This is a genomic window from Micromonospora sp. M42 (assembly GCF_000568915.1).
In the GTDB taxonomy this organism is placed as follows: domain Bacteria; phylum Actinomycetota; class Actinomycetes; order Mycobacteriales; family Micromonosporaceae; genus Micromonospora; species Micromonospora chalcea.
This window is the reverse complement of the sequence record NZ_KK037233.1, coordinates 752,296-764,666: the sequence shown is the minus strand read 5'-3', so window position 1 is coordinate 764,666 and position 12,371 is coordinate 752,296. Positions and strand designations below refer to the sequence as shown.

The window sequence follows — 12,371 nt, the reverse complement described above, 5'->3', positions numbered from 1 at the left end:
AGCAGCACGCCGAGGCCGCCGGCCACCGCCGCGCCGGCCAGCACCCCCACGACGGAGGCGAGCAGGCCGGTCACCGCCGCCTCGGACAGCGTGGCCCGGTAGATCTGCCCCCGGGTGGCGCCGACCAGCCGCAGCAGCGCGGTACGCCGGGAGCGCTGGGCGAGCACGATGGCGAAGGTGTTGGCGATCACGAAGCCGGCCACCACCACCGCGACGGCGGCGAACGTGCCCAGCAGCATGCCGAACTGCCGCAGGTCGCGTACCGCGTCGTCGACGGCCGCGTCGAGGATGGCGTCGCGGTCCCGGACCGTCACGTCCGGTCCCACCACGGCGCGGATCCGGTCGGCCAGCGCCGCCGTGTCCACGCCGGGGCGGGCCGCCACCATGATCCGGCCGTAGCCCTTCTCGCCGCTGACGGTGAGCGCGTCCGGGCCGGTCAGCCCGATGTAGGGGCCGCCGACGTCGCGGGAGCTGCCGTCCACGTCGACGGTGCCGACAAGCGTGTACGGGCGGGCCGCGCCGTCGCGTCCGCCGATCGACACCGGGCCGCCGACGGTGAAGCGCTGCTCGGCGACGGTCTCGTCGTCGAGCACCACCTCGCCGGGGCGCTGCGGCAGCCGCCCGGCCACCACGTCGTAGGACTGCAGGGCCGCCTCGGTGGGGACGGCGGCGAGCACCGCGTACCCGAGCACGGGACGGCCGTCGGCGCCCACCACCCCGGCGGAGCCGGTCAGCTCGCCCGCGGCGGCGGCCACCCCGTCGAGGGCGCGTACCCGGTCCACGAGCGCCGGGGGCAGCGGGTCGGTCTCGGCGTACGCGGCCAGGTCGGTGTGTCTGTCGAACTCACCGGCCCGCTCGTACGCCCCGGCGCGCATCCCGTCGGTGAACATCAGCGTGCCGGCGACGAACGCGACGCCGAGCACGATCGCCAGTGAGGACAGCAGCAGGCGCAGGCCGTCGGCGCGGACCTGCCGCAGGGTCAGGCGCAGCATCCCGGTCACCGCCCTGCCGGCGCGACGGCCGGGTCGAGCCGGCTGAGCGCGTCCCGGACCGCGCCGACCGTGGGCGCGTGCAACTCGTCGACCAGCCGGCCGTCGGCCAGGAAGACCACCCGGTCGGCGTACGCGGCGGCGGCCGGGTCGTGGGTGACCATGACGACGGTCTGACCGAGCATGTCCACCGCCTCGCGCAGCAGCCGCAGCACCTCGGCGCCGGAGCGCGAGTCGAGGTTGCCGGTCGGCTCGTCGGCGAAGATCACCCAGGGCCGGGTGATCAGCGCGCGGGCCACCGCGACGCGCTGCTGCTGCCCGCCGGACAGCTCCGCCGGGCGGTGCCCGAGGCGGTCGGTCAGGCCCACCGCCGCCACCACCTGCCCCAGCCACGCCGGGTCCGGGCGACGGCCGGCGATCGCCAGCGGCAGGACGATGTTCTCCTGCGCGGTGAGCGTGGGCAGCAGGTTGAACTTCTGGAAGACGAAGCCGATCCGGTCGCGGCGCAGCCGGGTGAGCCGCCGGTCGTCCAGGCGCGTCAGGTCGGCGTCACCGATGTGGACCGCCCCGGCGGTCGGCCGGTCGAGGCCGGCGAGGCAGTGCAGCAGGGTGGATTTGCCGGAGCCGGACGGGCCCATGACGGCGGTGAACCGGGCGGCGGCCAGGTCGAGGTCGACGCCGTCGAGCGCGACGACGCGGGACTGCCCGGCGCCGTACTCCATGCGCAGCGCGCGGGCGGCGAGGGTGACGCCGGTGGTCGGTGGTGCGGACACTGAGGTGCTCCTGTCGGACACGGTCTTTCTGACAGTTCCGACGCTAGGGGCGGCACCACCTGGTTGATCTCCACCTGCGCGCTCGACCTCGATGCGACGGAGGTCGTCCCCCACCGGGGAAACCCGTACGACCTGAGGCGTACGCCGGGTCAGCCGCCGGGCGTGATCAGGCCGCTCTCGTACGCCAGGACGACCGCCTGGACCCGGTCGCGCAGTTGGAGCTTGGCCAGGATGCGGCCGACGTGGGTCTTCACCGTCGCCTCCGCGACGTGCACCCGGGCGGCGATCTCGGCGTTGGAGAGCCCCTGCGCCACCAGCAGCAGCACCTCCCGTTCCCGCTCGGTGAGCTGGGCCAGCCGGGGATCGGCGGCCGGCGCGGGGCCGAGCTGCCCGGCGAACCGGTCGAGCAGCCGCCGGGTGATCGACGGGGCCACCACCGAGTCGCCCTGGGCGACCACCCGGATCGCGGCCATGAGCTCCTCCGGCGGCACGTTCTTGAGCAGGAACCCGCTCGCCCCGGCGCGCAGCGCGGCGAACGCGTCGGCCTCCGTGTCGAACGTGGTCAGCGCCAGCACGCGGGGGCGCCCGTCGTCGCGCCGGGCACAGATCCGCCGGGTCGCCTCCACCCCGTCCATGGTCGGCATGCGCAGGTCCATCACCACCACGTCGACGGCGACCCGGTCCAGCACCCGCAGCGCGTCCGCGCCGTCGATGGCCTCGGCGACCACCGCCAGGTCGGGCTGGGAGTCGAGCACCATCCGGAACCCGGCGCGTACCAGCGCCTGGTCGTCGACGATCATCACCCGTACCGTCACGCCGCCGCGCTCCCTTCCCCGGTGCCGGCCGCCGGGGCCAGCGGCAGCCGCGCCCGCACCCGCCAGCCACCGGCAAGTGTGGGTCCGGCGGCGAGGCTGCCGTCGTACACCCCGACCCGTTCCCGCATGCCGACCAGGCCGTGACCGCCGGACGGCGCCGGGCCGTCGACCGGACGGCCGCGCCCGTCGTCCACGGCGCGGATCACGACGGCGTCGGCGCTCCAGTCCAGCGTCAGCTCCACCGACGCGCCGACGCCCGCGTGCTTGAGCGTGTTGGTCAGGCTCTCCTGCACCACCCGGTAGACGGTCAGCTCCAGGCCGGGGGGCAGCGGCGGCGGCGTGCCCGCGCCGCCGCAGGCGACCCGCAGCCCGGCGGCGCGGAACCGGTCGAGCAACGCGGGCAGCTCCACCAGCGCGGGCCGGCGGTGCGCGGGCCCGTCCGCCGGGTCCGGCTGCGTCGCTGTGGGTTCCCGCAGTACGCCGAAGCCGCCGCATCTCCTCCAGCGCCGCCCGGCCGGTGTCCGCCACCACCTTGGCCGCCTCGCGGGCGGTGGCCGGATAAAAAAAAAGAGCGTGAACCGCACCCCGTCCGCCTGCACGATCATCACGGCCATGCTGTGGGCGACCACGTCGTGCAGCCCGGGCGATCCGGGTGCGCTCCTCGGCGACCGCGGCCCGCCCTGCGCCTCCCGTTCCCGTTCCAGCGTCGCGGCCCGGTCCTCCAGGCTGAGCACGTAGAGCCGGCGGGTCCGCAGGTTCAGCCCGGCCAGCCAGACCGCGCCGACGATCAGGGCGTAGAAGAACGCGCCCATCCACCAGGGCCCGGCGCCGGGCGTCTGGAGCGCGGCGAGCACCCCGCCGAGCACGGCGACGACCCCGGCCACGATGCCGTCACGGAGCCGGTCGGCGTACTTGACCACGCTGTAGAGGGCGATCAGCACGGCGATGTCGTAGGCGAGCGGACCCCAGCCGGCGATCACCTGGACCAGCGCGAGCGCGGCCACCGCGACGGCGACCGCCGTCGGGTGGGCACGCCGGAAGAACACCGCCACCGCCGCCGCCAGCCCGACCGCGAACGCCGGTACGCCGATCTGGCCGGCGACGTACGCGGAGACGGCGAAGAACACGACCAGCCCGCAGACGGCGGTGTCGAAGGCGATGCCGCGCAGCGGACGGCCGAGGATGAGGCGAGCCACGATTCCCCAGCCTAGGCCCGCTCTCCCCACCCCTCCCCCGCCGCCCCACCTCGCGATGATCATGAGGTTGACGGGCGTCGTCGTCCGATTTGTCGCCGCCAACCTCATGATCACCGCGAGGAGCGGCGGGGGTGCGGGGGTCAGGAGGGCAGCAGGGCGCGCATGCGGGTGATCTCGGCGGACTGCTCGACGGCCACGCCGGTGGCGAACTCCTGCATGGCCTGGTCGGCGCCGACCTTCAGCAGGTCGGTGGACATCACGATCGCGCCCTGGTGGTGATCGGTCATCATCTGCACGAACATCCGGTCGAACGCCGCGCCCCTTGCGTCGGCGAGCTGCCGCATCGCCTCGGCGGACTGCATCCCGCGCATGCTGCCGTGGTCGTGCCCCGGCACGTCGGCGGGCAGGTCGCGGGTGCTGAGCCAGGCACGCAGCAGGCCGACCTCCGGCCCCTGGGCGGCGCGGATCCGCTCGGCCACGGCGCGGATGCGGGGGTCGGCGGCCCGGTCGGGGAAGAGCGTCGCCATCTCCAGCGCCTGCTCGTGGTGCGGGATCATCATCCGGACGTACCAGATGTCGAGGCTGTTGAACCGGGGTGTCGACGCTGCCCGCACCTGATCGGGCGCACGGGTGGCGGCCGACTCCCCCGGGCGGCCGGGGACCAGCAGCGGCGGCGCCGAGGTGGTGGCGCTCGGGCTCGGCGCGCCCGTCGCGGCGTTGCCCGCCGCGGCCTCGGGCCGGGTGTCGTCGCGCCCGGCGAGCGCCAGCCCGCCGATCACCACGAGCATGACGAGCGCTGTGACGCCCACCCACACGCGCGCCTGCCGGCTGGTCATACGACGCCTCCTCCGGTCAAGGTGAAGGCGATCCTATACATAGATAAAAGTTCCCCAGTGTGACCCAAGTCACATTGATGACGGTCTCCGATAGGTAAGGTTTGGCGAATCATCATCCCCTTTCGAAGGGTGTTGCCGGTGATCAGCATCCGCACGTCCCGCACCCGCATCATCAGCCTCGCCGCCGCCGGCCTGCTGCTCGCCGGCGTGGTCGCCGCGCCGCCGAGCAGCGCCCAGGAGATCCCCCGCGCCCAGGCCGCGCCGGCCACCGTGGACAGCGCCGTCCCCGGTGTCGACGAGATCTCCAGCAGCCCCAACCTGCGGCAGGTGGCCAACCTGCCGAAGCAGGCGCCGTTCGACACCACCGCAGCCCTCGGCACCGACATCGCCTTCCAGGGGCGGTACGCGTTCGTCGGCAACTACGACGGGTTCGTCATCTACGACATCCTCCGGCCGAGCCGCCCGACGATCGTGTCGCAGGTGCTCTGCCCCGGCTCGCAGAACGACATCTCGGTCCACGGCGACCTGCTCTTCCTGTCCACCGACTCCTCCCGCAGCGACGACTCCTGCGCCAGCACCAGCCAGCCGGCGTCGGTGAAGGAGTCCTGGGAGGGCATCAAGATCTTCGACATCCGCGACAAGCGCAACCCGCGCTACATCAAGTCGGTCGAGACGGCGTGCGGCTCGCACACCCACACGCTCGTGCCCGGCAAGGACAAGCGCAACGTCTACCTGTACGTCTCGTCGTACAGCCCGCGCGCCGACTTCCCGGACTGCCAGCCGCCGCACGACTCCATCTCCATCGTCAAGGTGCCGGTGAAGAACCCCACCACCGCCTCCGTGGTGGCCACGCCGAACCTGTTCCCGGACGGCGGCTACCCGGGCATCCCCGGTCAGTCGTCGGCCACCACCGGCTGCCACGACATCACCGCGTACCCGGCGAAGGACCTGGCCGCCGGCGCGTGCATGGGTGACGGCATCCTGCTGGACATCAAGGACCGTGAGGCGCCCCGGGTGATCGAGCGGGTGACCGACGCCGAGAACTTCGCGTTCTGGCACTCGGCCACGTTCAACAACTCCGGCACCAAGGTCGTCTTCACCGACGAGCTGGGCGGCGGCGGCGCGGCCACCTGCAACGAGGTGGTCGGCCCGAACCGTGGCGCGGACGCCATCTACGACATCACCGGCCGCGGCAACGCCCGCAAGCTGGAATTCCGCAGCTACTACAAGATCCCGCGCGTCAACGCCGACACCGAGAACTGCGTGGCCCACAACGGCTCGCTGATCCCGGTGCCCGGCCGCGACATCATGGTGCAGGCGTGGTACCAGGGCGGCATCTCGGTGTGGGACTTCACCAACTCCCGCAAGCCGACCGAGATCGCCTACTGGGAGCGCGGTCCGCTGGACGCCACGCAGCTGCGTACCGGCGGGTCCTGGTCGGCGTACTGGTACAACGGCCACATCTACTCCAGCGACATCCAGAAGGGACTGGACGTGCTGGAGCTGCGTGACCCGCGTACCTGGCTGGCGCAGTTCCTGCTGGTTCCCGAGCTGAACGTGCAGACCCAGGCGGGCTACCTGAGCTGGTGACCCGCTGACCCGTCCCGGGCCCGGCGCTCCCCTCGCGGGGGCTGCCGGGCCCGGTGCGTTGAGACAGCCCGGAAACCCCTGGCCGCACCGGCCGCCGCGGGCGATCCTGTCCGCGTGAAGAGGTACGTGAGCGACCCGCTCGACGGCGCCGACGTCGTGCTCGTCGGGCTCTTCCCGGCCAAGGACAAGGACTACGAGGCCCGCCTCGACCGGCTCGCCGCCGTGGCCGAGCAACGCGGCGCCCGGGTGGTGGGCCGGTTCGTGCAACGCCGAGGCGTCTCCGACCGGTGGCACGCGCGTCCCGGCGGAGCCACCCGGATGTCCCAGCCGTTCTCCCGCCGGACGCTGCTGACGCACGGCAGGCTCCGCGAGATCGCCGAGGCGTGCCGGGAGGCCGGCGTCGACGCCGCCGTCTTCGTGAACACCCTGACGCCGGTGCAGCGGACCGTGCTCGCCGACCTGCTGGGCTGCCTCGTGATCAGCGCCGACGACCTCGGCCGGAGCGGTCCACCCGGCCCGGATCAGCTCATCGGCAGGCGGTAGTCACGGGTGCCGCCACCGGCCGTGACCACCCGCACCTCGCCGCTGCGCAGCCCGTACGTGACCGACCACCGGGTGTGCGACTGGCGTACCGCGTTCAGCAACCGCAGCGCCCCGGCCGTGTCGACCACCCCACCGGTGCGGTCCAGTTCCTTCGCCAGCACCCCGTACCTGCGGTCCTGGCGCAGTTCCCGGTCCGGCACCCCGGCGGCCGGCACGTTCGTCAGCGCCTGCCACGGGCCGCTGCGCCGGTCCACAGTCATCTTCCCGTCGACGAACTCCACCACCGCCGACGTGCCGGTCGCGTCGGCCAGCAGGTAGTGCAGCGGCGGCCCGCCGTCGAAGTCCAGGTTGTAGCGCTTGAACACGGCGACCGCCTCGTCCACGGTCGCGGCCGAGTCGAGCACCAGGCGCAGGATGCGCACCGAGCCCACCTTCGGCAGTCCGGGCACCGGCTCGGCGCGCGCCCCGTCGTCGGCGGCCAGCCCGACCGCGAGACCCCGCTCGTTCATGCCGTCGAACGGCAGCAGCGGCGCGTCCAGCAGCCGCCGGTCCCCCGTCGGGTCGGCGGCCACCCCCAGGTAGGAGATGTCGACCAGCGAGATCGAGGCGTACCCGTCCGGCGGGTCGGTGCGCAGCACCAGCGCGGGGTTCGGCTCCCAGTCGAAGTTGCGGGCGAACACCGGCCGCTCCCGGTCGCCGAGCGCGGCGAACAACGAGCAGCCGAACGGGCTCGGCGGCGTCGACCCGGCAAGCCCGGCGGTCGGGTCGTAGTCGCCGTCGTACGTCATCTCGTACATCGGCAGATCGTCGATCTTGCGGAGGCTGGCCAGCGTCCGTTCGACCTGGCCCGGGTCCTGCCGCGAGGCGGTGGGCGAGCCGGCCGCGGCCGGCGGGTCGGACCGGCGGCTCTCCCCGCAGGCCGTGCCGAGCAGGAGCAACGCGAGCCCGCCGGCGATGAGGGTCCTCCGCATGACAGCGACGCTAGAAGAGGCGTCCGCCGATGTCCATCCGGGACCCGGTCAACTCCGCACGACAGCGAACATCCAGCAGCCGTACACGACGTTGCGGCTGTGCAGCAGGTCCACCGCCGGGTCGGCGAACAGCTCCGCGACCACCGCCTCCGGGTCACCGCCGTCGTGTCGCCGTCCGCCCACGATGCGACCCCGGCTGTCGTACGCGCGCAGCACCTGCTCCCGTCCGCGCCACTGGGACGGGTACGCCGTCACGTCGTGCGGGCCGGCGCATTCGGCGGCGTGCGCGAACACCGGTCCCACCTCGCGGTACGGGCTCGGCGGCAGCGGGCGGGGCGTACCCGAACAGCAGCAGCGTCTCGTCCGGGCCGGGCGCACTAATTCGTGTACATCGCCCATCCTCATGCTCAAGAAGTGCGATCCTAACATTTAATGTACTGTTTACCACCAGTCCCTACAGTTGAGATCCTTGGCATTTGGTCCCATGGGATGCCAATAGGACGGGAAATCACACGCCCGTTGCACACATATCGCGCAGTCATTGTATCGTGGAAGAAAACCGTCATCGGAGCTGTGCTGTTCTTTCTTGGCACTTCAAAAATCAATTCTCATCCTAGCCGACAAGGATTAGTGCCGTCCTTGAAGCGAATCTGCTGGTATGAGTCTCTCGTGAGCCATGAAAATGTCGCTCGGGCCCGAGCAAGCGTTGCAACACTCCCGAGAACGCGATCTTGGCTCTGTTGGGTCTAGCTACTGCCACTTACGCGACCGCCCGCAACGTGATCATCACTACCGGGCCGGCGGGGTGGAGCTGCCGGACGTCCGCCGGGCCGAGGTGAATCTGCGCTGGCTGGACCGCATCCTCGACGCCGACCAGTCGCGGTTCCCGCTGCCGCTGGCCGCCGAGCGCCCGGCCGCCGAACGGGTCGCCGGCTGCTGCCGGGACCACACGCTGCTCACCGTCGCGACGCTGCGCCAGCACGGCGTCCCGGCCCGCAGCCGGGTCGGGTTCGCGAGCTACTTCGTGCCCGGCTGGCACCACGACCATGTGCTCGCCGAGTGGTGGAACGGCGATCGCTGGGTCTGGTCCGACCCCGAGCTGGACCCGGCCGGCGACCGGCCGTTCGACGGCTACGACATCGACCCGGAGGCCGGGCACTTCGAGTCGGCGGCCCGGGTGTGGCTGGCCTACCGGGCGGGCCGGGTCGACCCGGACACCTACGGCGTAGACCCGTCGCTGCCGATCCGGGGCGACTGGTTCATCCACGACTACGTGCTGCTGGAGCTGGCCCACCGGCACAAGGACGAGGTGCTGCTCTGGGACGGTTTCGGGGCGATGACCGAGGACCTGACCGGCGCCGACCTCACGCTCGTCGACGAGGTCGCCGCGCTGCTGGTGGCCGCCGACCGCGGCGACGCCGCCGCCGGGCGGGAGCTGGCCCGGCGGTACGCCTCGGACGCCCGGCTGCGTCCGGGCCCGACGGTGCACTGCATGGACCCGGTCTCCGGCGTGGCCGCCGACGTGGACCTGCGGCGCTGACCCGGCGGCCTCCTACCGGGGCCGCGCGGGCTCACCCGGGCAGGGGTGCCTCGTCGCCTCGGGTGCGGCGCGGGTTGACCAGCCGCCGGACCATCGGCGCGGCGTTCCACCGGGCCGCGCCGACCAGGTCCCGGGCGTGTTCCAGCACGGTGTAGTCGGGCCGGGCCATGCCCTCGGCGATGGCCCGGTCGAGGTCGTTGCCGCAGCGGGTGAGCACGCTGTCGAAGTCACGGCGGACCGGTTCCAGCAGGTCGTAGCCGAAGGAGCGGTGCAGCCGGGCGAACAGCGGCTTGTAGAGGCGGGCCCGCTCGTGCAGTCCCGACGAGTACGACATCGGGTTCTTCGGCCGCTGCCGGACGTAGCCGGGCAGCAGGTCGGCGAAGGCCTGCCGGACGATCCACTTCTCCTGCCCGTCGCGCAGCTTGAAGTCCAGCGGCAGCCGCATGGCCAGCTCGACGACGCTGAGGTCGAGGAACGGCACCCGGGCCTCCACCCCGTGCGCCATGCTGGCCCGGTCCACCCGTTGCAGCTCGGTCCGGCACAGGTTGCGGATCTTGTGCAGGAACAGCCGGCGGGACCGCTCCGGCCCGACCTGGTGGTACATCGGATAGCCGCCGAACAGCTCGTCGGAGCCGTCGCCGGTGAGCACCACCCGTACGCCCAGCTCGCGCAGCCGCCGGAAGATCGGCACCGAGACGACAGCGTTGATGATGTCGCCGTACTCGGTCAGCTCGGAGACCCGGATCGCCTCGCGCACGTCGGCCAGCCGGATGTCGCGGGGGCGCAGCTCGATCACCTCGTGCGGCACGCCGAGGTCGGCGGCGAGCCGCCGGGCGTACGCGACGTCGGGGCTCTCCGGCACGCCGATGGTGACCGCCACGCAGTCCGGGTGCAGTTCGCGGGCGTGCAGCAGCGCCAGCGAGCTGTCCAGGCCGCCGGAGAGCACCACGCCGACGGTGAGGTCGGTGTCCAGCCGGGCCCGCATCGCGTCGGTGAGCGCGACGCGGACCAGCAGGGCCGCCTCGTCCGGGTCGTCGATCACCGGCAGGCCGTCGCCGAGGGTGAGCAGGTCGACGTGCGGGCGCGGCCGGACCGGTTCGCCGGGCTCGACCCAGCCGTGGTGCCCGGGCGCCACCTCGCCGATCGGCGCGCCGTGCCCGACGAGCGCCTTGACCTCGGAGGCGAGGTGCAGGCAGCCGGGCAGGCGGGACCAGTACAGCGGCTTGACCCCGAGCGGGTCCCGGGCCAGGTACGCCCGCCCGCTGTCCCGCTCGACGATCACGAACGCGTACTCCCCACGCAGCCGGCGTACCGCGTTCTCGCCCCACTGGCGGAACGCGGTCAGCACGACCTCGGTGTCGCCGGTGGTGCGGAACTCGTGCCCGAGCCGGGTCAGCTCGACGCGCAGCTCGTGGTGGTTGAAGATCTCGCCGTTGTAGCAGAGCAGGTGCCGCTCGTCCGGCGACATCCACGGCTGGACGGACCGTTCCCGGTCCACGATCTTCAGCCGCCGTACGCCGGCCAGGAGGCCGTTCTCCTGGCGGGTCTCGGTGACCTCACCGCGCGACGCGAGCGCGGTGAGCATCCGGCGGAACGTGGCCGGGTCGGCCTCGGGGCCGATGCTCAGCGCGATGCCGCACACCGGGTCACACCCCCATCTCGGCCTCGTACGCCCGCCGGTAGCGGCGGCGGGCGTCCGGGGCGAGACACACGTGCCAGGCCTGTCCCTCGTCGACCACGTTCACCTCGCCGGCGTCCTGGCGGGCCAGGAGCAACCCGGCGAGGGCCGAACGGGCGCCGAAGCGCTCGTACCATTCCAGCTCGACATCGGCGGCCCAGCCGAGGCAGTGTCCGCTGGGCACCATCGCGGCGTACCCCAGGCGGCGCAGCCGGTACTGGTGCTCGGCGCTGCGGGCCAGGCTGGTCACCCAGAGCGGCGGCGTGCGGTCCGGCGCGACGGCCGCGAACTCCCGGGCCAGGTCGTTGAGGAACGCGATCATCTCGCGGCGGGCCCGGCGGAACAGCAGCCCGGCGGTACGCGGGGTGGCGGCCGGAAGCAACCGGCGGCGCGCCGCGCGCAGGCCCCGGCCCACGACCGTGGCGGGCTGCTCCTGATAGCGGAACTCGATCAGCCCGCGCCGGCGCAGCCACTCCAGGTCGACGAGTTCGGCGCTGGTGCGGACCTGGTCGTCGGTGAGGAACGTCGGGGCGTCCCGCCACCAGAGCACGTCGACGCGGGAGAGCAGGTAGATCCGCACCAGCGCGGTGAGGTCCTGCGCCGAGCTGCGCGCGTTTGGCTGGTAGCGGGCCATCTCCAGCAGCAGCGTCTCCCGGGCCCCGATCAGCCCCTGGGGGGTGGCGTCGAGGACGGCGGCGATGGCGGGTTCGCGCAGCCGCTGGTCGAGCAGCACCTGGCGGGCGGTGGCCGACGGCGCGTCGGCGAGCGCGCCCACCTCGACCAGGAGGTCCGCCACCGCCGCCCGGTACGCGGACAGGTCCGGGACGGCGTCGCCGCGCCGGCCGGCTGCGGGCACCCGGCGGGCGGGAGCGGTGGGTGCGGCGGCGGGACCGGGCTGGCGACCGGGGCTGCGGCTGGGCACTCGCATGGTCTCCGTCCCCTCTCGGTCGGGACACGGCGTGATTGGGCCTGCGCACACCGTAAAGACCGGAGAAGGCGCGATTCCTCCCATCTCCTCCGAAGTGCCCGATCAGGTGGCGGACGGCGACACCAGGGCCTGCACCTCCTCGTATCCGGGCGGCGCCGGCAGGCCCGCGTCGCGCCCGGCGCCGATCGCGTCGGTCAGGTGCAGCGCGGCACCGAGCGCGGCCCGGAACAGCAGCGATCCGGTGCTGACCCGGGCCACGCCGAGCCGCCCGAGGGCTGCGAGGTCCGGGCCGCCCGGCTGGTACAGCACGTTCAGCGGCAACCCCACCTCGGCGGCGAGCAGGCCCCAGGTCGTCCGGGCGCCCGGCACGAACAGGCAGTCGGCCCTTTTTGGTTTGGAACGCCGCCGCCCCCCGCCGTGCCTCGTCCAGCGGCGCCGGCACGCCCAGCCACTTTTTTTTCGGTGCGGTCGTTGACGATCTTTCTTGTCACCGCCGCGCGGACCGCCCCGAT

General features: G+C 73.0%; 12 protein-coding genes and 1 pseudogene. 3 read left to right on the top strand and 10 right to left on the bottom strand.

The window, feature by feature from the left end:
• The 5 genes and pseudogenes from MCBG_RS03105 to MCBG_RS03085 form a co-directional block, all read right to left on the bottom strand.
• On the bottom strand, nucleotides 1-992 hold a 992-nt coding region (locus MCBG_RS03105; protein ID WP_043330088.1), incomplete at its 3' end, for an ABC transporter permease.
• Nucleotides 993-997: 5 nt separating this feature from the next.
• A complete protein-coding gene (locus MCBG_RS03100) occupies nucleotides 998-1,711 on the bottom strand; it encodes an ABC transporter ATP-binding protein (RefSeq protein ID WP_051611472.1) in 714 nt (237 codons plus the stop codon).
• Nucleotides 1,712-1,911: 200 nt separating this feature from the next.
• On the bottom strand, nucleotides 1,912-2,577 hold the full coding sequence (locus MCBG_RS03095) for a response regulator (protein WP_043323707.1): 666 nt from the start codon (nucleotides 2,575-2,577) through the stop codon (nucleotides 1,912-1,914).
• A pseudogene (locus tag MCBG_RS03090) lies at nucleotides 2,574-3,836 on the bottom strand (sensor histidine kinase). Before MCBG_RS03090 ends, MCBG_RS03095 begins: the two are co-directional and overlap by 4 nt.
• A gap of 77 nt (nucleotides 3,837-3,913) precedes the next feature.
• Nucleotides 3,914-4,609, bottom strand: a complete 696-nt coding sequence (locus tag MCBG_RS03085; protein WP_043323705.1) for a DUF305 domain-containing protein — start codon at nucleotides 4,607-4,609, stop codon at nucleotides 3,914-3,916.
• 147 nt (nucleotides 4,610-4,756) lie between these two features.
• On the opposite strand from MCBG_RS03085, the gene MCBG_RS03080 reads away from it, so the two are divergent.
• Nucleotides 4,757-6,199, top strand: coding sequence for an LVIVD repeat-containing protein (locus MCBG_RS03080; RefSeq protein ID WP_369799352.1), 1,443 nt, complete (start codon nucleotides 4,757-4,759; stop codon nucleotides 6,197-6,199).
• Between the two features lie 114 nt (nucleotides 6,200-6,313).
• Nucleotides 6,314-6,742 carry an HflX-like GTP-binding protein gene (locus MCBG_RS03075; RefSeq protein WP_198033267.1) on the top strand — a complete coding sequence of 143 codons (429 nt, stop codon included), beginning with the start codon at nucleotides 6,314-6,316 and terminating at the stop codon, nucleotides 6,740-6,742.
• On the opposite strand, the gene MCBG_RS03070 is transcribed toward MCBG_RS03075, so the two are convergent.
• Both MCBG_RS03070 and MCBG_RS03065 read right to left on the bottom strand, forming a co-directional pair.
• Nucleotides 6,721-7,713 carry a carcinine hydrolase/isopenicillin-N N-acyltransferase family protein gene (locus tag MCBG_RS03070; protein WP_043323703.1) on the bottom strand — a complete coding sequence of 331 codons (993 nt, stop codon included), beginning with the start codon at nucleotides 7,711-7,713 and terminating at the stop codon, nucleotides 6,721-6,723. The genes MCBG_RS03075 and MCBG_RS03070 overlap by 22 nt on opposite strands.
• Nucleotides 7,714-7,761: 48 nt before the next feature.
• Nucleotides 7,762-8,007 carry a DUF1203 domain-containing protein gene (locus tag MCBG_RS03065; RefSeq protein WP_255358573.1) on the bottom strand — a complete coding sequence of 82 codons (246 nt, stop codon included), beginning with the start codon at nucleotides 8,005-8,007 and terminating at the stop codon, nucleotides 7,762-7,764.
• Between the two features lie 511 nt (nucleotides 8,008-8,518).
• Here MCBG_RS03065 and MCBG_RS03060 point away from each other — a divergent pair.
• On the top strand, nucleotides 8,519-9,253 hold the full coding sequence (locus MCBG_RS03060; protein WP_223201029.1) for a transglutaminase domain-containing protein: 735 nt from the start codon (nucleotides 8,519-8,521) through the stop codon (nucleotides 9,251-9,253).
• 31 nt (nucleotides 9,254-9,284) lie between these two features.
• Here MCBG_RS03060 and MCBG_RS03055 read toward each other — a convergent pair whose 3' ends face one another.
• The 3 genes from MCBG_RS03055 to MCBG_RS03045 all read right to left on the bottom strand — a co-directional run.
• Nucleotides 9,285-10,895: an asparagine synthetase B family protein gene (locus tag MCBG_RS03055; protein ID WP_043323701.1), complete on the bottom strand. Its 1,611-nt coding sequence runs from the start codon at nucleotides 10,893-10,895 to the stop codon at nucleotides 9,285-9,287.
• 4 nt (nucleotides 10,896-10,899) lie between these two features.
• Nucleotides 10,900-11,859 carry a hypothetical protein gene (locus MCBG_RS03050; RefSeq protein WP_043323699.1) on the bottom strand — a complete coding sequence of 320 codons (960 nt, stop codon included), beginning with the start codon at nucleotides 11,857-11,859 and terminating at the stop codon, nucleotides 10,900-10,902.
• Nucleotides 11,860-11,961: 102 nt separating this feature from the next.
• The coding region (locus tag MCBG_RS03045) for an isocitrate lyase/phosphoenolpyruvate mutase family protein (RefSeq protein WP_223201028.1) at nucleotides 11,962-12,371 on the bottom strand (410 nt) is incomplete at its 5' end.

What these genes read in the sequence shown, in the direction of transcription:
- MCBG_RS03070 (WP_043323703.1), bottom strand. Translation starts at nt 7,713, where the DNA reads ATGCGGAGGACCCTCATCGCCGGCGGGCTCGCGTTGCTCCTGCTCGGC.
- MCBG_RS03085 (WP_043323705.1), bottom strand. Translation starts at nt 4,609, where the DNA reads ATGACCAGCCGGCAGGCGCGCGTGTGGGTGGGCGTCACAGCGCTCGTC.
- MCBG_RS03050 (WP_043323699.1), bottom strand. Translation starts at nt 11,859, where the DNA reads ATGCGAGTGCCCAGCCGCAGCCCCGGTCGCCAGCCCGGTCCCGCCGCC.
- MCBG_RS03100 (WP_051611472.1), bottom strand. Translation starts at nt 1,711, where the DNA reads ATGGAGTACGGCGCCGGGCAGTCCCGCGTCGTCGCGCTCGACGGCGTC.